Annotated in this window: 17 protein-coding genes; 14 read left to right on the top strand and 3 right to left on the bottom strand. The window is 41.3% G+C overall.

Annotated elements, in window-relative coordinates; translation table 11 throughout:
- The first annotated feature begins 487 nt into the window (after positions 1-487).
- The 11 genes from MSKOL_RS05955 to MSKOL_RS19175 all read left to right on the top strand — a co-directional run bounded on the left by MSKOL_RS05955 (position 488) and on the right by MSKOL_RS19175 (position 8,861).
- Entirely contained in the window at positions 488-1,078 is a 591-nt protein-coding gene (locus MSKOL_RS05955; RefSeq protein WP_197078844.1) for a 50S ribosomal protein L15e, read from the top strand.
- Positions 1,075-1,518 (top strand): RNA-binding protein, encoded by a 444-nt coding sequence (locus tag MSKOL_RS05950; RefSeq protein ID WP_048119347.1) that lies wholly within the window; start codon positions 1,075-1,077, stop codon positions 1,516-1,518. The genes MSKOL_RS05955 and MSKOL_RS05950 overlap by 4 nt, the downstream gene beginning before the upstream one ends.
- Complete coding sequence (gene rnp3 / locus MSKOL_RS05945) at positions 1,511-2,230, top strand: ribonuclease P protein component 3 (RefSeq protein ID WP_048154339.1); 720 nt, start codon at positions 1,511-1,513, stop codon at positions 2,228-2,230. Before MSKOL_RS05950 ends, rnp3 begins: the two co-directional genes overlap by 8 nt.
- Positions 2,227-2,598, top strand: coding sequence for an Rpp14/Pop5 family protein (locus tag MSKOL_RS05940; protein WP_048154336.1), 372 nt, complete (start codon positions 2,227-2,229; stop codon positions 2,596-2,598). The genes rnp3 and MSKOL_RS05940 overlap by 4 nt, the downstream gene beginning before the upstream one ends.
- A 947-nt stretch (positions 2,599-3,545) precedes the next feature.
- The gene (gene psmA / locus MSKOL_RS05935; protein ID WP_048119339.1) at positions 3,546-4,295 is read left to right on the top strand and encodes an archaeal proteasome endopeptidase complex subunit alpha; all 750 of its coding nucleotides are present in this window, start codon (positions 3,546-3,548) and stop codon (positions 4,293-4,295) included.
- Positions 4,296-4,373: 78 nt separating this feature from the next.
- Entirely contained in the window at positions 4,374-5,066 is a 693-nt protein-coding gene (locus MSKOL_RS05930; RefSeq protein ID WP_048119336.1) for a ribosome assembly factor SBDS, read from the top strand.
- An 11-nt stretch (positions 5,067-5,077) separates the two neighbouring features.
- Entirely contained in the window at positions 5,078-5,860 is a 783-nt protein-coding gene (gene rrp4 / locus MSKOL_RS05925) for an exosome complex RNA-binding protein Rrp4 (RefSeq protein WP_048154333.1), read from the top strand.
- Between the two features lie 74 nt (positions 5,861-5,934).
- Positions 5,935-7,464 (top strand): exosome complex exonuclease Rrp41, encoded by a 1,530-nt coding sequence (rrp41, locus tag MSKOL_RS05920; protein ID WP_048154330.1) that lies wholly within the window; start codon positions 5,935-5,937, stop codon positions 7,462-7,464.
- Entirely contained in the window at positions 7,448-8,248 is an 801-nt protein-coding gene (gene rrp42, locus MSKOL_RS05915; RefSeq protein WP_048119328.1) for an exosome complex protein Rrp42, read from the top strand. Before rrp41 ends, rrp42 begins: the two co-directional genes overlap by 17 nt.
- Positions 8,249-8,418: 170 nt before the next feature.
- Positions 8,419-8,703, top strand: a complete 285-nt coding sequence (locus tag MSKOL_RS05910; protein WP_048119323.1) for a 50S ribosomal protein L37ae — start codon at positions 8,419-8,421, stop codon at positions 8,701-8,703.
- Positions 8,704-8,723: 20 nt separating this feature from the next.
- A complete protein-coding gene (locus MSKOL_RS19175; RefSeq protein WP_011021777.1) occupies positions 8,724-8,861 on the top strand; it encodes a DNA-directed RNA polymerase subunit P in 138 nt (45 codons plus the stop codon).
- A gap of 608 nt (positions 8,862-9,469) precedes the next feature.
- Here MSKOL_RS19175 and MSKOL_RS05905 read toward each other — a convergent pair.
- The gene (locus MSKOL_RS05905; RefSeq protein WP_048154327.1) at positions 9,470-10,333 is read right to left on the bottom strand and encodes a GNAT family N-acetyltransferase; all 864 of its coding nucleotides are present in this window, start codon (positions 10,331-10,333) and stop codon (positions 9,470-9,472) included.
- A gap of 254 nt (positions 10,334-10,587) precedes the next feature.
- Positions 10,588-13,812 (bottom strand): RyR domain-containing protein, encoded by a 3,225-nt coding sequence (locus MSKOL_RS18685; RefSeq protein WP_052725359.1) that lies wholly within the window; start codon positions 13,810-13,812, stop codon positions 10,588-10,590.
- A 357-nt stretch (positions 13,813-14,169) separates the two neighbouring features.
- Between MSKOL_RS18685 and MSKOL_RS05895 the strand changes: the two genes are divergently transcribed.
- Entirely contained in the window at positions 14,170-16,542 is a 2,373-nt protein-coding gene (locus tag MSKOL_RS05895; RefSeq protein ID WP_048154324.1) for an SIR2 family protein, read from the top strand.
- On the opposite strand, the gene MSKOL_RS19170 is transcribed toward MSKOL_RS05895, so the two are convergent.
- Positions 16,457-17,110 carry an NUDIX hydrolase gene (locus MSKOL_RS19170; RefSeq protein WP_231592475.1) on the bottom strand — a complete coding sequence of 218 codons (654 nt, stop codon included), beginning with the start codon at positions 17,108-17,110 and terminating at the stop codon, positions 16,457-16,459. The two genes, MSKOL_RS05895 and MSKOL_RS19170, sit on opposite strands and share 86 nt — an antisense overlap.
- 211 nt (positions 17,111-17,321) lie before the next feature.
- Between MSKOL_RS19170 and ade the strand changes: the two genes are divergently transcribed.
- Entirely contained in the window at positions 17,322-18,977 is a 1,656-nt protein-coding gene (gene ade, locus MSKOL_RS05890) for an adenine deaminase (protein ID WP_048154321.1), read from the top strand.
- A 121-nt stretch (positions 18,978-19,098) separates the two neighbouring features.
- Positions 19,099-19,359 carry a hypothetical protein gene (locus MSKOL_RS05885; protein WP_048154317.1) on the top strand — a complete coding sequence of 87 codons (261 nt, stop codon included), beginning with the start codon at positions 19,099-19,101 and terminating at the stop codon, positions 19,357-19,359.
- The last annotated feature ends 109 nt before the right edge of the window (positions 19,360-19,468 follow it).

The following is a 19,468-nucleotide window of genomic DNA, read 5'->3' as shown; positions in this document are numbered from 1 at the left end:
CCAGGAACTTTAGTAATTATATTATATTCACCATAATTTATGTTTTTGTATCCTCTTCAAATTCAATGGATAATTTTCCAACCCGAAAAATATATAACCATTTTATCATACAGTTATAAAGTTTGATGCATCGCTTGATGTTGTTTTCAGACTTGATTATGTTTTTAAATTTCTATATTTCCAGCAAATACATGAAATTTACTTTTATCCATACAATTTGAAGAGGATCCTATATGTCCCCTCTTTCCTCTATTTTGTGGATTTCGTTCTTTTTTGTGGATTTCGTTCTTTTTTGTGGATTTTTCTCTTTTTTGTGGATTTTTCTCTTTTTTGTGGATTTTTCACTTAATCGAGCTTTGTACGGGCAAAGCTTTAAATCAAATGGTTCAGTTTATCGCATGTTTCATTTTCGGGATTCGGTCCCGTTGGAATGTGGTCCTGCAGGCAGGGCTGAACCGTGAAACAAAAGTGAAACCTGGTGTTTAAATTGGTAAAATCATTTTATACATATGTACGTGATGCATGGAAAAACCCTGATGAAACTTACGTGAATGACCTCCGCTGGGAGCGCATGCAGGTATGGAGAAAGCAGGGATCTGTGACCAGAATAGAAAGACCAACTCGAATCGACAGGGCACGCTCCCTTGGATACAAAGCCAAGCAAGGCATTGTCGTCGCTAGAGTAAAAGTACGCCGCGGAGGGCTTGGTAAAACTAGGTTCAACCGAGGTAGAAGAACTCAGAGAATGGGAGTAAACAAGATCACAGGCGGCATGAGCATTCAGAGAATTGCCGAAGCCCGTGCAGACCGCAAATACCCGAACCTTGAAGTCCTGAACTCCTACTGGGTAGGGGAGGACGGAAAGAACAAGTGGTTTGAAGTTATTCTTGTAGACCCCTTCCACCCAGTAATAAAGAGCGATAAGAGCCTTAACTGGGTATGCGATCCTTCCGTCAGAGACAGGGCCGCAAGGGGTAAGACCAGTGCCGGCCGGAAGGGCAGAGGCATGTCTACACGCGGAAAAGGTACTGAAAAGACCAGACCGAGTATCCGTGCAAACCAGAGTCGAGGCAAGTGATTCATCACATAATACTGCGTGTGATCGCCCACGCAACCGAAGACGTATCCAGAGTCCGTGCGGCTCTGGACTTTTTTTTATCCGGTGCCGGCGTCCGGGAAGGAAGCAAACTGATTGAAGAGCTCCAGGCCGAAGGGCATCATGGAAATCCCATTACTATCCTGAGCGTACAGCTCAAAAGAAAGGCAGACTGTCTTAGTTTTGCCCGCTTCGTACGAGAGAACTTTTCCGAAGAAGACGTAGCAAAGCTGAGGGAAGAAATGCCCGAGAGGCTGGACGACGATCAGGTCTTCCATCTCCGCTTTGACAAGCAGGCTGCATACTTACAGCAGGTGAGGCTGACTGATTCCTCGGATGCGATCACTGCAAAAGTCAAGATCGAGACTTATCCGAAAAACCGGGAAAAAGCCGGAGCTATTGTGGAGGAGTTGTTTGGGTAAACCTAAATTCTATGACTTTTGCGTTCATGCAGTGCCTGATGGAGAAAATACTGTTGAGCAACTTTCTGCTTTTGCCCGGCATTTAGGGTACAGCGGGATTGCGCTTGCAAACCATTCTGATAAACTTCCTCAATCACAACCTGTATTGCCCTTTACTAACGGATTTGAGGTTTTCAAGGGAATAGAGCTTGTGGAGGAAAATCCCTCGAAACTTCACGGGCTTATTGGAAAATTCAGGAAGTCCGTGGATGTCCTGATAGTGCACGGAGGTTCAGAAAACGTCAACAGGGCTGCTCTGGAAAACCCGAGAGTAGATATCCTGAACCACCCGGCTTTTGCTAAAAGCAGTGGGTTAAACCAGGTGCTTGCAAAGGCCGCAGCTGAAAACGATGTCGCAATCGGCCTGACAATAAGGCCCCTCCTTCATTCAAGAGGGCCAAGGCGCGTTCGTTTGTTATCGGATTTAAGAGCAAACCTTGACCTTGCCAGAAAGTACGATGTTTCCCTTGTTCTTTCAAGTGGTGCTATGTCCTGTTTTGACCTTCGCTCTCCCATGGAGACCCTTGCTCTGGCTGAAGTCTGCGGGCTTGAAGAAGAAGAAGCCCTTGAAGCCATTACTGTTGTGCCTGAAAGAATAATCTCAAGGAACCGCCCTGGTCCCGGCTATATTAGAGAAGGTATTGAGGTGCTTGAGGAGGGAGATTACTGTTGAAACGCCTTCTTCCTTCGCTTCGTACGAAAAAACGCTATCTGGCCTTTGAGCTGATTTCCGAAGTGCCAGTCAGCAGAAGTGACCTGGTCAAAGAGGTCATGTCCTCGGCGTCTTCCTTGCTTGGAGACGTTACTGCAAGTGAATGTGATATCAAAGTGCTCGGTTTTGAAGAATCTAAAGGTATTATCCAGTGCTCTCATACGAAAGTAAAAGAAACGAGAGCATCCCTGGCAACTCTCACACGGGTCAATGGAAAAAGGGCAACTGTGCATATACTTGGAACTTCAGGCACGATTAAAAGGGCAACCGAGAAATTTCTTCAGAATACGACCTTTGAGCCAGAAATCAGGAAAATCCAAAACATCTGAAGAATAATGACCTGGGCAAGATTCTGGAAAGCTAAACTGCAGGGCTCAGAAAAACTGAACTTAGAATTGGAGAATGTTAACGCCCGGTGATTTGAGAGCTTCAAATTTTCAGGATTAGGGAAAGTAAATCAAGCAGCTTTTCCGATTAATGGCTTTGTGCCAGGGTTGAAAATCTTCGGCTTTGAGGCTTTAAGGAAACTATTATAATAAACTATCAGGACGCTGTCTGATATATACTATGATGAATGAGTATATTAATGAGTATATTAGCGTAACAAATATAACGTTCATTGATATGACAAAAAAATAACTGGTCCGAAGAAAATTCATACAATTACGAGTCTGATTGGAACGTAGATTGAAACCCTGTATAGAATGAAGCGGTGGAAGCAAAAACCCTTTTATAGAGGGCTCAAAATACGACTCTAAGCAACAGAAAATTTCGGGTCTCACAAGCATTATAACTGAGTAAATACACTTTATTAGCAGACTTAGTTAACATTGAAACTGGACCTTAAAAACCATTAAAAAGGCTCCTGAAGTGCGCGAACCCAGATTCTGGAAAACGTACTTTGTATGGTAGAAGTTTTGCAGGGTAGAAGTGCCTTTGAATTCCCTGTAACTGGGGAATTTCCCGCAGTTTTCGTCCGAAAAAAGTATTTCAGGATTGGAAGTTCCGAATAAAAGGTAAAAAACTCTAATAAGGAAGAAATACGTTATAGGAAATCAAAAGTCGGTTTCCTTACCTGAATGCTGGGTCGGGGACTTAAAGCTCCTGAATTTTCGGATATCCTCGCAGCAGTTCACAATCACTGACCAAAGCCTTTTTGGGGAGGGCGGTGATTTAGCTACGAGCCTGCGGACAGAGATCCTTAAAGGAAAAAAGACCGGTTTCTTGCCGGGAAGATAATAACAATATACAATAAAAATTAAGGGAGATACGGAATATGCAGATGGCACCACAGATGGGCTATGACAGGGCAATTACGGTTTTCAGCCCTGATGGAAGACTTTTTCAGGTAGAATATGCCCGCGAAGCGGTCAAGAGGGGAACAACAGCCGTGGGGATCAAGGCAGCTGACGGGGTAGTGCTGCTCGTTGACAAGCGAATAACCAGCAGGCTTGTAGAAGCCGAATCAATCGAAAAGATTTTTCAGATTGACGACCACATAGGAGCTGCGACCTCAGGGCTTGTGGCAGACGCCCGCTCCCTTGTTGACAGAGCTCGTGTAGAAGCGCAGGTTAACAGGGTTTCTTATGATGAACCCATAGGTGTGGAGGTTATCTCCAAGAAAATCTGCGACCACAAGCAAACCTACACCCAATACGGTGGAGTTCGCCCATATGGGACTGCACTTCTGATTGCAGGTGTGGATGACAACCTGCCAAGGCTCTTTGAGACTGACCCGAGCGGTGCTCTTCTGGAATACAAGGCGACAGCTATAGGCGCAGGCAGAAATGCAGTCGTTGAGGTCTTTGAAGCAGAGTACAGGCAAGACATGAATATTGATGCGGCCATCCTTCTAGGTATGGATGCACTCTATAGAGCTGCCGAAGGCAAGTTCGATGCATCTACCCTTGAGGTAGGTATTGTGTCGCTTCAGGACAAGAAATTCAGGAAATTAGTTCCTGAAGAAGTTGAGAATTATGTTCAGCAGATCCTTGCAAAACACAAGGAAACTGAGAACAAAGAATAAAATCTATATATAGTTGAGATTGAGTACTCAGAGAATCTTCGGATTCTCAAAATTATATTTTGGAGAAGGTATTTGAAAATGGTGTCCCTGGACGAGGCAGTGACTGCGCGGCTTAAAAGAGGCAGCAAACACTTCGAAGTCCTGGTCGAGCCCGAAGGAGCTCTGGCCTATAAGCGAGGAGAAGACGTAAGCCTTGAAGACATTCTGGCGGTTGAAACTATCTTCGAAGACGCAAACCGAGGGGACCGAGCAGCAGAGTCCGATATTCTCAATGCTTTTGAGACAACGGATCCCTTCCAGATTGCTGCCGTGATCCTGAAAAGCGGGGAGCTTCAGCTCACTGCTGAACAGAGAAAACGCATGCTTGAGGAAAAAAAGAAAAAAGTTATTTATACCATTTCCAGGAATGCAATAAACCCCCAGACAAAAGCACCTCATCCTCCCGCACGGATCGAAAAAGCGATGGAGGAGGCAAAGGTGCATATAGACCCCTTAAAAAGCGTGGATCAGCTGGTCAACATCACAATGAAAGCCATTCGCCCGCTTATACCTATACGCTTTGAAGAGGTCAATGTTGCTGTGAAAATCCCTCCCGAATATGCTCCCAAAGCATACGGAGATATTTCTAAGATAGGAAACATTACGAAAGAAGAATGGCAGCGTGACGGCTCCTGGATTGCAGTGGTAAGAATTCCGGCAGGAGTCCAAACTGATTTTTACGCTCTTATAAATCATCTTACGAAGGGAGAGGCTCAAACTAAACTTTTATAAGAGGATGTTGGATGGATAAAAAAATAGTGATCCCTGGTGACCTGATATCCGAGAATTCGAAAAAAGCCGGATACGGGACTTATGTCAAGAACGACAAAATCTATTCTTTATTTTGTGGTATTGAAAATCTCAAAGAAGATAAAGTTGGAGTGATCCCTCTTGCGGGAGTTTATATCCCTTCCGCAAATGATGTGGTGATCGGGATCGTTATTGTGGTTACGCCATCCAACTGGATAATGGACATTGCTTCTCCTTATGACGGTCTGTTCCATGTGTCCGAGTATCCCAGAAGAATAGAATCCCGGGAGATGCATGAAGTTCTGGATGTAGGTGACTCTATAATCCTTAGAGTAAAAGATGTAGACAATTCCATGAAAGTTGAGCTTGCCCTTAGAGATTCAAGCTTCCATAAACTAAAATCAGGCCAGATCGTCGAAGTTGAGCCTGTGAAAGTCCCACGTGTGATAGGGCACGGTGGTTCCATGATCTCAATGCTGAAGAAAGAAACAAACTGCAGCATTTTCGTTGGCCAGAACGGCAGAATATGGATTGATGGAAAGGATGACGATGTAGAGCTTTTAAGTAAGGCTCTCCGGAAGATCGAAGCCGAAGCCCAACGTTCCGGATTGACGGATAGGATCTATAACTTTTTGAAAAATGAGCGGAGCAAGCAGAAAGAATCAAAGCCCGCCAAGTTTTTTAAAAGCGGTAAGAAAGAGATAAAGTTGCCAAAAGAAGATCATTCCGAAGAGATTTACAGGAAGATCGATGTGTTGCTGGATCCAAATAACTGAGTTCTGGATAGGCATGAGAGATTTTAGGGAAGCTTCTGTAAAGTAGTTGTTAGGAGTTTTTTGGAGATTAAAGTATGAGTGGTAAATCTGTAAAATTAATCACTGACGATGGGCTGCGCCTTGACGGGAGGCATGCGGATGAGATCAGGCCCATGAAAATTGAGATCGGCGTTCTTTCGCGAGCCGACGGTTCATGTTATCTTGAATGGGGAAGGAACAAAGTTCTCGTAGGCGTGTTTGGTCCAAGAGAAGTTCATCCCCGTCGTTCACAGCGCGCAGATACTGCAGTTATCCGTTATAAATATAATATGGCTTCTTTTTCCACTGAAGACCGCGCCAGACCCGGACCCAGCAGACGGAGCATTGAAATTTCAAAAGTTTCCAGGGAAGCTTTTGAACCGGTGATTATGGCAGAGCTTTTCCCGAAAACTGCAATCGATATTTTTGTGGAAGTACTTCAGGCTGATGCAGGGACAAGGACAGCAGCAATTAATGCCTCAAGCATAGCGCTTGCAGATGCAGGCATTCCTATGAAAGGCCTGATTACTTCCTGTGCTTTTGGAAAAGTCAACGGGCAGATAGTGCTTGACCTCAATAAAGAAGAGGACAATTATGGCGAGGCTGATTTTCCTGTTGCAATGACCCAGGATGGAGAAATTACCCTGCTTCAGATGGACGGTAATCTAACTCCTGATGAAATTCGAAAAGGCTTCGAGCTTGTTAAGAAAGGCTGCAAAGAAATCCTTGAAATTCAGCAGTCAGTGCTGAGGAAAAAGTTTGAGACTCCTGTTGAAGAACCTGAAGTCGAAACCGCTGAAGAGGCTAAAGAGGCTGAGCTCGAAGTTGTAGAAACTGAACCTTCTCTTGAATATGCTTCCGAAGCAGCATTTGTAGAAGAGATTGTTGAGGAAGCTGAGGAACCTGAAGAGGGGCTCTCCGAAGAAACCGTTGAAGCCTGTGCTGTTAATGAAGAAGCTCCCGAGTGCGAGAAGCTTGAAGAGATCATTAAAGATGCCGAGGCTGAAGTAATAGAAGGAGAAGCTATAGAAGAAGTAATTGAAGCTGAAGAAGAAGCTGAAGAAGAAGCTGAAGAGGAAGTTGAAGAAGAGGAAGTTGAAGAAGAGGAAGCTGAAGAAGAGGAAGTTGAAGAAGAGGAAGTTGAAGAAGAGGAAGTTGAAGAAGAGGAAGCTGAAGAAGAGGAAGTTGAAGAAGAGGAAGGTGAAGAAGAGGAAGGTGAAGAAGAGGAAGGTGAAGAAGAGGAAGGTGAAGAAGAGGAAGCTGAGTTTGAAGAAACTGTTTCCGGAGAAAAAGTCGAAGCCGAGCCCGAGATAGAGGAATTTGCTGAAGAGGAAGCCGAAACTCAGCTTGAAGAGGAGGCAGAGGTTGAAGAAGAAGTGCAGCTTGAAGAAGAAACCGGGATTGAAGAAGCTGCTTCAGAAGAAACTTTTGAATCCGAACCAGAGATTGAGTCCAAAGCTAAGTCCAGGAAAGGGGCTCCTGTCGAACAGCCCGTAGAAGAAGAGCCTGAAGAAGAATGCAAAGGGCCCTGGAAGGTAGTAAAAGACCCATCTGAATCCGGAAGCAGAGGTGAAACCGATGAGTGAAATTATTGCTACGCTTAAGAAGGATTATATTTACAACCTTATGATTAAGGGAAAGCGCCAGGATGGGCGCGGATTTAAAGATTTCAGAGATATCAAGCTCGAAACGAATGTTATCTCGAAAGCCGAGGGCTCGGCAAAGGTAACCCTGGGAGATACCCAGATTCTTGTAGGAGTTAAGCTTCAGCCAGGAACTCCGTTTCAGGACTCTCACGATGAAGGCGTAATTATTACTAATCTGGAACTCAACCCTATTGCTTCCCCAGAGTTTGAGCCAGGCCCACCCAGAGAAGAAGCAATTGAAATGGCAAGGGTTGTAGACAGGGGAATCAGGGAATCAGGCGCAATTGATATAAAGAAGCTTTGCATAAGCATTGGAGAATCCGTCTGGATCATCTATATAGATGTCCATGTACTCAATGATGACGGAAATGTCATTGATGCGGCCTGTCTCGCTGCTATTGCAGCCCTTATGACTACAATTGTCCCTAACGAGCAGCAGGGAATCGGTGCGGATGTACCCCTTGCAATGAAAGAGGTGCCTGTGGGCGTGACTCTTGCCAAGATAGGCTCAAAGCTTATGGTGGATCCGTCACTGGATGAGGAAGCTGTTTGTGAGACGAAATTAACGGTGGTCTCAAGTTTGGATGGGTCTATCGCAGGCATGCAAAAAATGGGCCCTGTTCCGTTCACAGAGGCTGAGGTGCTGGAAGCAATAGATATGGCATGCGAAAAGGCAGCCGAAATCAGGGAACTTTATCTGGAAGAACTGGTAAAGAAGGAATGACCAGGCAAGGATTAATTAAATATAAATATTAAATGCAGTATTACGGTCTAAGTATACGTGCAAGAGGTGATTATATAACCTGGCAATCTGGTCTCAGGGACTTGCCCCGCGGGCCAGCAGGTTCTGAATTCAATCACTTATAAACGTTTTCATTTTAGGGAGTTTTAACGATGGCAAAAAAGTTTACTAAGAAAGGAAGGATTTCCAGGTCAGCAGGCAGATTCGGTGCCAGATATGGAAGAAAGGACAGAAAACTTGTTGCAGACCTGGAAGAACGCATGCGAGCCCCGCATGTATGTGCAAAATGTGCCAGGCCTACCGTAAAGAGAATTGGGACCGGCATCTGGAAATGCAGCAAATGCGGACATACCTTCGCTGGCGGAACTTATATTCCCTATACCAGTGTTGGCCAGACTCTGCTGCGGACGATGAAGAATGTTGCTGAGGCAAAGTAATATCTTAGGGTTGTGGTTGTATGGGTTATAAGTGCACTCGATGTAAACAGAAAGTGGAAATCGACTACGAGTACACAGGTATAAGGTGTCCGTACTGCGGACACAGAATCCTGGTAAAAGAGCGTCCTACAACCATTAAACGCATTAAAGCCGAGTAAGGATGCTGGTTTAACCCGGCTGACGAGTAGAACGGAAAGTATTAGATAAAAAATGGGCTTCTGTGAATGTAGCCCTCCTATCTAATAATTCGATGCGTAGAATTCAATGCGTAGGGCAAAACTAGGCGCTCTATATTCAGACAGAATATACATCAGACTTTGTTTTGATTTTTTCTACCCAGGTAAGACTCAGTACCAAAATCTAGTGATGAATGTAAAGTTCAAAATCATTGGACCTTGTAATTAGTCACAATCCTTGTGATACGACTTAAGAATTGAAGTCTTTAGATATCGAATATTGGTTTTGATGATAACTGGATTCTTCTTGCGAATTCAGATTTTCAATCCAAAAATGCAAAAATCACTAGATTTTGGAACAGAATCCCAGGTAATAGCAATAAATAGTTGCTATGCTTAGTACTTTTTTTTAGAAACTTGTAAATCTCATGGACTTTAATTCCTTTTCATAATATCCTCAGGTATAAGGATATTTGGCATGAAAGTTCTTTCAGGTACTTTCATTTCTTTGTGCCTGTGATTAGAAGAATTTCATGTGCGTTTCCTGGAAAATAATTTTGATTTTTTTCACAGGTTGACATTAGAAACATTCACCCTAGTTCCAGAGTCGTGCTCCCGTAAACTTTTTCAAGGTTTATACCAGGTTCTCCCTGGCTGTACATCCGGATAGTTGTGAATACTACATCCATTCCGTATTTTCTGGTAATTTCCAGTGCTTTTTTATTTGGTTCCGGAACATCTATAACATACACAGCTTCATATGGAATAGAGGCCTTGAGAGCCAGAAAGATTTTCTCCGCTGTTATCGGGTCATCGGCAAAAAGAGGGCCTATTTTGTATCCGATCTGGCATTTCCTTATAACGCCGTATCCTTTCAGCTTTCCTGTTTCAACGGCTGCAAAGGCATAAGAATCAGGTTGTTTAATCCAGTTTTCCAGAAAAGTAGCTCTTGGAGCCGGAAACATTTCCCTGTCGTACTCAAGCAGGCTTTCAAATGGCACGTCTGAGACGTTTACAAGCCCATCCGGAACTTCGCCTCCACCTCTTCCCTCAAAGCGAAGGTTGCTATAAAAGGACTTGAAATTCATAAAATTCTGGTACTTCTTTTCGTTTTCCACTACCGCATCAAGCCCAATATTTCTGTTGCCCATACGCTCCAGACATTTTTCAGTTAATTTAACACCTACTCCTTTATTCCTGAATTCGGGTTTAACCACATAAAGTCCAAGAAAACCATAGTAATCGTCATATGCAACAGCAGAGACACAACCTACAGGTTCTCCTTCAACCTCTGCAATAAAAAAACCATCAGGATCTGTTTCATAAAAAATTTCCCCGTCATGGATACCAGGGATCCACCCTTCGCCGGCTTCCATCTGGATCACGAATTCGGCTTCATCCCGCCTCATTTTCCGGATTTTTAGCCCTTCTATCTCTATATGACTTTTTTCCATGTATTATTGTACTTTTGTATTGTATATATATCTCATTGTACTTTTGTATTGTATATATGTTTTATTATATATTTGTATTATGTTTAAATCTTATTATATTTTCGTATCATATTCATAGTTATTATATTTTTGCATTGTATATAAATATAATTATATTTTTACATTATATCAAGCGTTAATTATATTTTTGTATTATAAATATAGTTCATTATACTTTTGCATTCTCATATTAGGTCCAGGGAGATAAACATTTTTCAGTCGCTTTTCTCGGAATCAGGCTTGTAGGCTTCGTATCCAGCCTCTTTGAGCAGTTCTGGAATAAGGCGAACAGAATTAAAATCGTTTTCTCGGATATCAGTTGGAAGCTTGTTCCACGGAACAATAAATGGGCTGGTTTTATTGACAAAATCCTTTTTGCCTTCTTTATAAACCCAGCCCTGCATGATCTTTTGCCAGACCCAGCGATCGTGTTCCCTTATTGCCAATTTTTTGATTTCTTCTGGCGTCAGAGTCATCTCTTTTTGTTCATTAGCCAATTCAAAGTATCGTATTTTATAGTCAATCCAGCTCAATTTTTCAGGAATCTTTCTTATATTATCAAAATTTGCTTCTCGGATATCTGGTGGTAATTTATCAAACTCAACCAGTGACGGATTCGTGTCAGAAGTTTCCCCTTTACTCTTTCTATATTCAACATATTTGGTATGATGAAATAGAGCAAGACGCTCGACAACTTTAGGATCGGTGATTTCTTCAACCTTTTTCAAACGATATATCTCATATCCAGCTTTTTTGAGTATAGGAGGAATTTTATAGACTCGCTGTCTATACTCATCTTTTTCATCGTCATCGAGTTGATTAAAATCATTCAGCCACAGAATAGAATTATTCTGAGACATGTTTGCTTTACCGTTCGATAATTCTTCAAATCTTCGAATTCGACGTAACCGCTCATATTCAAGACGAGCAAATGTTTCAATCTCTTCTCCGGTTATATCTGGTATAGACAGACTCGTACCTCTTACTTTTCGGATACCGTTATTGATGGCCCAAAGTTTATTGGGAATATCTTCAGCAGCAGTTTTGAGTTCTTCAAAACTCCCGTGAATAAATGTTGCCATAGATGAAGCCACAGATTCGACAATTTCACTTTCCCTTTTGAGGTAGGAAGTCTCTTTGGGATTAGGAAGATCCTGAGATATGAGCATAGATTGATATCGTTCTTTTTCCGCCAAAAATAAGAATTCATCAGCGTCTACGTGCATGTCAAGCTGTTTCTTTACTGGAAGCGCAGAGAGATCGAATCTGTTTTTACCCGCCAGACGACTCATTTCAATAAGAGCAGTCATGGAACGAGTACCATGCTTATACTTAGTCACGTTTAGCATTGCTCTCAGGACGCCTGCATCAATACTTATTTCCTTTTTTGAGTTAAAAAGACCGGAAGCTGTTTGATCTTTCTCCAATAATACTCTCAACACTTTCGCCCTTCGAATAATGAAAGTATCATCGTCATCATACTTTGTGCGCTGACGATTAGGTCCCATGACATTTATAAAACCTCGGAGTCTACTAACGAAATCGGGTCCCTTCGCATCTTTAAACACTTTATCCACAGATTCGTTTTCAACGCTTTGGTCACAGTTTTTATCAGCCTTCACATCATCAGATGGTGGAAGATTGGTAGTCTGGCCGTTGTCATGAGTATTTTGGACGAAGTTCTCAAAAGTATATCTCGTCCCACCAGCAAACACAAAAATCGCATTTCCAATGGGATGTACTGTATCTCCGTCTTTGAATTCACCGTCCTGCATAGGAGCCAGAAAGTATTTTAGCCAGCCTAGAGATTGTCGGTCCTTATCAGAATCAAATTCGTCGAAAAACACAAATGGTATCTTGTCTGAAAGAGCTATGTCTCGTACCTTGTGAAATGCACTGATTAAATCTTGATAATCATCAAATTGGGAGATATTAAATGATATAATTTTGAGTCTGTTTTCTTTCGGATCAATGCTTTTGAGTATTTGTTTGACACCTAAAGATTTACCAGAACCAGGAGGGCCAAAAACAGCAAAACAGAGAGGATTTTTGGGGTTTGGGTTTGAGAGGAATTCAGTTATTAGTTCCTTAATTGCGCTGTAACTCTCAATTTCGGCGCGGTCAATGGTTTCAATCTCACCAAATCTGCAAATAGGTACATTTTCCAATCCTTTAGCATTTCCCTTCAGGACGATTTCCCTAGCTACAAGCTGTCGTATATGGAGAGTCTCATTATCAAGAATTCGCCAGAACTTTGGATCTGCATTTTTAAGATCAGTAGGCAGTTCGATAGAACTACTGGCGTAATTATGTTTTGTACTCTCTTTCAAAATCTCATTTAACGATGGATATCTAAGATTATTTTCATAAATATCTAATTTTAAGAAGCTTGCTATAAGAAATTTGTATACGGGAGAAGGGTTTTTGGGATTTATTATAATTTTTTTAGAATTATTATTTATTTTGTATCCTATTTCAAGGAGTGCGCGTGAATTAGCAAGTCCCTGCTTGATTCCGTCTGTGAGCCCACAGATGCCTTCTTTTATCAGTTGTTTAGCCAATGTTGCAGTGAAGATCGACGTGAGACCCATCATGGTTCCATCAATATTTGATGCAAAAGAGTCCTCAAGGAGGCATGGATCAAATACAATGAAGGCTTCATCTTCTCCTTTTTTCCTTCTATGATAAAGGATAGCTCCATCAGTTCCAAACGACACAACAAGATAAGGACATTGACGCAATGAATTAAGTGCATCTGATCTTTGCAGCTCAAACACTAAATCTTTAGCAGTGCGATCCCATGATAAAGACTTGCTTAAATGGATTCCAGCCGTTTTTCGAAGATCATTCGCATTTATAATTACAATGAGATTCTCATGATATTTTTCAGATATTTTTTCCCAAAGTTTGCCTTTAAGAAGAGGAAGGCTCATTTTATATATAATAATTGGATTCTCGACAGACTCTAAGGCTTCAGGCCATAACTTTTCCATCTCTCGAAATCCATTTCCCGCGTCGTCAAGTATAACTATCTCTATATTGGCGTCATTTGAAACACTTGGTGTCCACGATGGTAGTTTGTTTTCTTGAGGTCCAATATATCCTGATAACTCTTTTATACGTAAAACTTCAGTCTTTTTATCACCTGAAGTTTTGAAATTACCCAATATAGCATTTGAATGGATTATTTTTTCCGGTGAAAAATTACGTAGCTTTTTTTCTGGTAACTCTGGTCCCGTCACGGTGGCTAATATTCCCTCTTCTTCAATTAACTGTTTAATAAAACTGGTCAATAACGCTGCTCCTCCAGGGAGTACATCTGCATGGGATGCGTCATGTAAACACCAGTTATCACCTTTATCACGGGCTTTGACAGGATACATAAACCAATCAACAGTTACGTCTCCAGCTACCACAATTTTAGATTCCTTTTTTGTCATCGGAAGTTTTTCCTTTTGATCTGTCTTTATTTTATATATTTGATCGTAGTTTTTAAAGAATAAATAAGTTTATGTTTTAATTTCAACAGAAAAGGAGGTTTACCTCGTTTTAAGCAATTAAGTACTCAACTGGAAAAATAGAATTAAAGCTGTCGTCTCAAAAAATATTTTGTGTCGCAACTGAGAAAATTAGTCAACTATATCATCATGTAAAATTAATTTCAGGTAACTTATCAATAAACATTAACATTACCTGCTTCTGTTTGGAATATTTGAAATTTAAGACTCAACATGCGTAACAGGTTATGTCAGTTGCCACAAATTAAGTGACTCTTCGTAAGATAGAAGGAATGAGATATGAGTTCTGAGAACGACCCGAGTAATTTACTTTATGAGGCAATAACCGCACCGAAGAAGAAGTTAGCGTTTTTTGTCGGTGCGGGTATATCTGTCAATTCTGGACTGGAAGATTTTAAAGGCTTCAGTAAGCAATTTCTCGGCAGTATTGGCCCATCCACCTGGGCTGATAAGGACAATGAAGATGTTGGTTTGATAATCGACAGATTAAGGCCTGAAGTATTGCTTCAGGTGATTCAGCAGATACACGGCAATAACTCTCTCAAATTTTATAACTCATTAGATTCTGGAATACCTAACTCTAATCACTACTTTTTGGCTTTGGCTTTGCTCAAGGGACATTGTGTATTCACGACAAACGTTGACACATTGATTGAGAAGGCTTGCGAAAACATAGGAATTGCATGTCAGCCAATATTTTATGAGAAACACTATCAAAACTTTTTAAAAAATCAGCCAGTAGACTTTAGCTCACACTTATTTAAGCTTCATGGTTCTATCGAGCCGAATAAAGCAGGGTTGTCAAAATATAAATCGATCCGTTTTACTCTTAATAGAGTTGGACTTGGACTTGGTGAAAACACAGCAAAAGTGTTGTCTACTTGCTTGCAAGAAAGAGATTTCATCTTCCTTGGTTACAGCGGAAATGACCATTTCAGTGTACATCCTGAATTGCTAAGGACAGATTCAGACCAAAAAGTATATTGGTTCAAGTTTCTACCTGAGACTACGTTAAAGTACACCTCTAGTTCCAGTGATTATCAGAGTCAGAGGAATAATCTGTTAAAAGAAGCATCAAAAAACTTATCGGCTGCAAAATGGGAAGATATTTCATTGAGAGAAGTTCTCATAAAACGAGAGCCACGCTCTTTTCTTATCGAAGGTAACAGCAGTTCCTTCATAAAAAAAATCCTCAAAGAATTAGTTAGTTCTGATGAGTTCCCAGAGTACCTAAAGTTGAATAGCAAATTAGAGAGTTTTCAAGCAGATTTTAATAACCTTAAACGTGAAAGAAAGTCTTCTCTTTCCTGGGTTAAAAATATTACCGATTTCAAGCGTCATCTATGTGCAGCAATGTTATGGATTAGAGTACGTAACTTAACAAATGCTGATCTAGAATTAAAATACGCTGATGAGTGCGCTAAAGATGATAAAGAGAAGGCGGAAGTAGAAAAATTGCGTGCTACAACTTACTCGATCACTCGTAGAAGTGATGAGGAAAAACCTAGCAAAGAAGATCTTCTGAAGGCTATGGGAAAATTTAGGAGTCAGGGAGATCTTGTGGCAATGGTTGAAGCACATCTTGAACTGGCAAACATTCTCCGAATAAAGCGGGATTTTGACATTGCCCTGGACGAACTTGATAAAATTGAACAAGAATTAGTGACGATAAAGCCTGAATTACAGAAGCAAAAGAGGGCTTACGATTATCCTCGATTAATGGCTTATCTACTTTTCCTCCGAGGGTTAGTCTATGGATTGGGACGAAAAGGAACATTCGAAGATAAAATTAAGGGAATTGAATGTTGCTATAAAGCTTCTGATTTCGCATCTCGTGCTGGAGATGTAGCTAGAAAAGCATCCATTCTCAATGCACAGGGTTTGATAATTTCTCAACTTGCAGAGAGGACTGACAGTATGTTTCAAGAAGCAGAAAAATCGTTGAATGAAGCTTTAGCCCTCCATGCTAGAATTGGAGACCCACGCAGTTGTTTTCAACCGTCACGTAATTTACTTCTGGTTCATCGTTTGCGTTTACTCCACAGCAAATCAAAAGTCAGGGATCACTGGTTGGATGTAGCATGGGAAGAATCAAGTAGAACTCGAGATTATCTCAAACAAGTAAAAGCTGGCAGTGGTGAACCTACAAGGGACAAAATTGAACTTCGTTTCCGCAGAGCTCAACTACTGGGGTTTAAAGGAGAGACATATAAAGCTAATAAGGAATTCAAAAAAGTCTTAGGTTACTGGGCAAAGAAAAAGGACTCGCATCAACAGGCTCGTGTTTGGCAGGAGCTTCTTTCTTTGGCCGAGAATCAAGAGGAAATTCAAAATTGTTTGTCCAATTTGCTTAATATTATAGAATCACTTTTCCAGTCTGAGGACGAACAAGATAAATACAAAAACGATCGACTTCGTCTTGAAAACATAATGGATATGCTCATTGATGCGTATGATAAAGCATATGAAATTAATGATCAGGAGAGCCTAAATAGAATTATAAACTTGGGATCTCAAGGAGAGAAAATCGCTACGAACATTGGCGATGATAATCTCATTTGTTGTTTTAAAATTTATAGTTCAATCCCTCTGCATAGTCCAATCCCTCTGGAGGAAGTGCCATATCCTCAGATGAAGAGTACTCGTGGATAATTGGAAACATTTTCGGATATTTGAGCATCATTTGAGCTATCAAAGTCCAATAGACCCAATGTCGAGGAAGTGGCGATAGAGGATGGTTACCACTTCCTTTTGAAGGTACATTAAGCCATTCACGTAAATTGAAGTGATAAAATCCACACTGCACTATTTCTGGCGGTGCTGGACGAAGTCCAGATCCATTGGTTCTATCTACTCCACAAAATAAGATTATCAACTCTCCAGTAGTTCCATGTCGCGATAGAAAATATGGTCTTTCTAGCCAGGCAGCAAAACGTAAATCCGAAGGAGAAGATAAACCAGTTTCTTCTTTTAGTTCTCGTATAGCGGCATGACTGGGCAATTCACCTGGTTCAACCTCTCCTCCAGGAAGATTCCACGGGGTACCTCCAGCGGCATCCATGGCATATTTCCCTGTTTTAACCATCAAAGCGTTGCCTAAGGAGGGGTCAAAGACTGCTATAAATGTACCCATTCCCCATTGCTTTTCCGAGCAATATTTACGTGCCAGGGAATCTATTTCATAAATGCTCATGGAGTTACTTAGAAAAAGATTTGTCATATAGTAATCCTCACACGTATGATAATTATCTAAAATTTCCTGCTCATATGTGATTCGATGAAACTCAAAGATGTTGGACATATCTTTATTTTTACAATAGGTACATTGCTTTATCCTTATATGTCTTCTTACAGAATTTTCAAAACATCGACACAGTCCAGCATCAGCTTATTTGAAAAAATTTATAAATTTGTGGCTGCAATGAATCACCATGCAAACATACCAGGGAATTATTGTTGATGCTATTTCCAGGCGGAAGTTCAAAGGTGAAATTGCCGTTGAAAACGGGAAGATCATCAGTATTGAGGAGAAAGAGCACGATATTGAACAGTATATCCTTCCAGGGCTTGTAGATGCCCATGTGCATATTGAAAGTTCGATGACCGTGCCTTCGGTTTTTGCCCGGATGGCGGTTGCAAGAGGTACGGTTGCAGTTGTTAGCGACCCTCATGAGATTGCAAACGTCATGGGAGAAGAAGGCATTGATTACATGCTTGAGGATGCCAGAAAAGTACCTTTGAAGGTCTTTTTTGGAGTGCCGTCGTGTGTGCCGGCTACGCCTTTTGAATCCGCAGGAGCGGTGCTGGACGCGGAGGCTGTTGACCGGCTGCTGGCAAGGAAAGATCTTCATTACCTTTCTGAGATGATGAACTTCCCTGGGGTGGTTCTGGAATTCCCTGATGTAATAGCCAAACTGGAATCCGCTAAAAAGTACGGCAAAAATATAGACGGGCATGCTCCCGGTTTGAGGGGAGCCGATCTCCAGAAATACGTTAGCGCAGGAATTTCCACAGACCACGAATCTTTTGCTTATGAAGAAGCGGTTGAAAAAATAAAGCTCGGGATGAAAATACTGATCCGGGAAGGAAGTTCAGCCAGGAATTTCGAGACTCTGTACAAATTGATAGACGAATATACCGAATCGGTTATGCTCTGCACCGATGATTCACATCCTGATACTCTGATATATGAGGGACATATCGATAAGCTTCTCAGGCGCGGGCAAGAAAAAGGGCTTGATATCTATAATCTCATAAAGACAGCAGTGATAAATCCTGTGGAACACTATGGTCTTAATGTTGGACTGCTGCGCGAGGGAGGCCCTGCCGATTTTATTATCGTAGATGAACTCAAATCATTCAATGTGCTGAAGACCTTTATAGACGGAAATTGCGTTTACGATGATGGAAAGGTCCTTTTTTCAGTTGACAAAGCTCCTGCAAAAAACGTATTCAACAGAAGCAAAATCTCAATTGATGATGTAAAACTGGCTTTGCCTGCTTCTGAGAATAACGGCGGACAAATGAAAAAAATCCGGGTAATAGTTGCCCAGGATGGAGAACTGGTCACAGGCCAGGAACTGGCTATTCCAAAACTGGAAAACGGAAATCTAGTTTCAGACCCGGCAAGGGATATTTTGAAAATGGTTGTCCTGAGCAGGTATGCTGATGACCCTGTTCAGATTGGTTTCATTAAAAATATAGGCCTGAAAAAAGGAGCTATTGCAAGCAGCATTGCCCATGATAGTCATAATATAATTGCAGTCGGAGCAACGGACGAAGATATAGTTGAAGCTGTCAACAGGCTGGTGGAAAACCAGGGGGGAATCGTTGTCGGGACCAAAGAAAATCTTATTGATCTTCCGCTGGAGGTTTCAGGCCTCATGAGCACTCTGGACGGAAAAGAAGTAGCTGCAAGGTACGAGCAGTTAAATGAAGAAGCCAAAAAATTGGGAACCTCGCTTATGTCACCTTTTATGACACTTTCATTTATGTCGCTTCTGGTAATTCCTGAACTTAAATTGGGAGATAAAGGCCTATTTGATGTGACAAAATTCGAATTTGTCGAACTTTTTGTGAGTGAATAAGCAAAATTTTGGTATCCTCTTCAAATTGTACGTGTAAGGATAAAAGCAATAACATGTTTTCAACCGCATCAAAAATATAATAGTTGTTCTATTTTCCCTTATCATCTTATGGAGTACAAAAATGGAACTCGAAGCTTTAAAACAATTGCTTGCTTCACTGGATATCAACCTTGATGAAATTAAAGATGAAAGATATGCCAAAGCTTTTCGCATTTTGTTTGCTATCATTGAAACCCAGAATGAAGAAATTGAGTTCTTCAAGACAGAGGTCCAGAAGCTTCGAGATGAAATCAACTTACTCAAAGGTGAAAAAGCCAAACCTAAGATTCGTGGCTCAAAAAGAATGAAGACATTTCTTCTGAAAAAGAGAGAGAAAATATAAAACTTACATAGGATAAAGAGTCTAAATCTAAACTGGACAAAATAGAGGTTCATCAAACTGAAACATGTAACGTTGATAGATCCATTTTACCAAGTGATGCGTATCTTGA

The organism is Methanosarcina sp. Kolksee (assembly GCF_000969945.1).
GTDB lineage: Archaea > Halobacteriota > Methanosarcinia > Methanosarcinales > Methanosarcinaceae > Methanosarcina > Methanosarcina vacuolata.
The sequence above is the reverse complement of the archived record's forward strand: the minus strand, read 5'-3'. Positions and strand labels throughout refer to the sequence as shown.

Excerpts from the sequence above, each read along its gene's own strand:
- psmA (WP_048119339.1), top strand. The coding sequence starts at position 3,546 with ATGCAGATGGCACCACAGATGGGCTATGACAGGGCAATTACGGTTTTC.
- MSKOL_RS05930 (WP_048119336.1), top strand. The coding sequence starts at position 4,374 with ATGGTGTCCCTGGACGAGGCAGTGACTGCGCGGCTTAAAAGAGGCAGC.
- rrp4 (WP_048154333.1), top strand. The coding sequence starts at position 5,078 with ATGGATAAAAAAATAGTGATCCCTGGTGACCTGATATCCGAGAATTCG.
- rrp41 (WP_048154330.1), top strand. The coding sequence starts at position 5,935 with ATGAGTGGTAAATCTGTAAAATTAATCACTGACGATGGGCTGCGCCTT.
- MSKOL_RS05910 (WP_048119323.1), top strand. The coding sequence starts at position 8,419 with ATGGCAAAAAAGTTTACTAAGAAAGGAAGGATTTCCAGGTCAGCAGGC.
- MSKOL_RS19175 (WP_011021777.1), top strand. The coding sequence starts at position 8,724 with ATGGGTTATAAGTGCACTCGATGTAAACAGAAAGTGGAAATCGACTAC.
- MSKOL_RS05905 (WP_048154327.1), bottom strand. The coding sequence starts at position 10,333 with ATGGAAAAAAGTCATATAGAGATAGAAGGGCTAAAAATCCGGAAAATG.
- MSKOL_RS18685 (WP_052725359.1), bottom strand. The coding sequence starts at position 13,812 with ATGACAAAAAAGGAATCTAAAATTGTGGTAGCTGGAGACGTAACTGTT.
- MSKOL_RS05895 (WP_048154324.1), top strand. The coding sequence starts at position 14,170 with ATGAGTTCTGAGAACGACCCGAGTAATTTACTTTATGAGGCAATAACC.
- MSKOL_RS19170 (WP_231592475.1), bottom strand. The coding sequence starts at position 17,110 with ATGACAAATCTTTTTCTAAGTAACTCCATGAGCATTTATGAAATAGAT.
- ade (WP_048154321.1), top strand. The coding sequence starts at position 17,322 with ATGCAAACATACCAGGGAATTATTGTTGATGCTATTTCCAGGCGGAAG.
- MSKOL_RS05885 (WP_048154317.1), top strand. The coding sequence starts at position 19,099 with ATGGAACTCGAAGCTTTAAAACAATTGCTTGCTTCACTGGATATCAAC.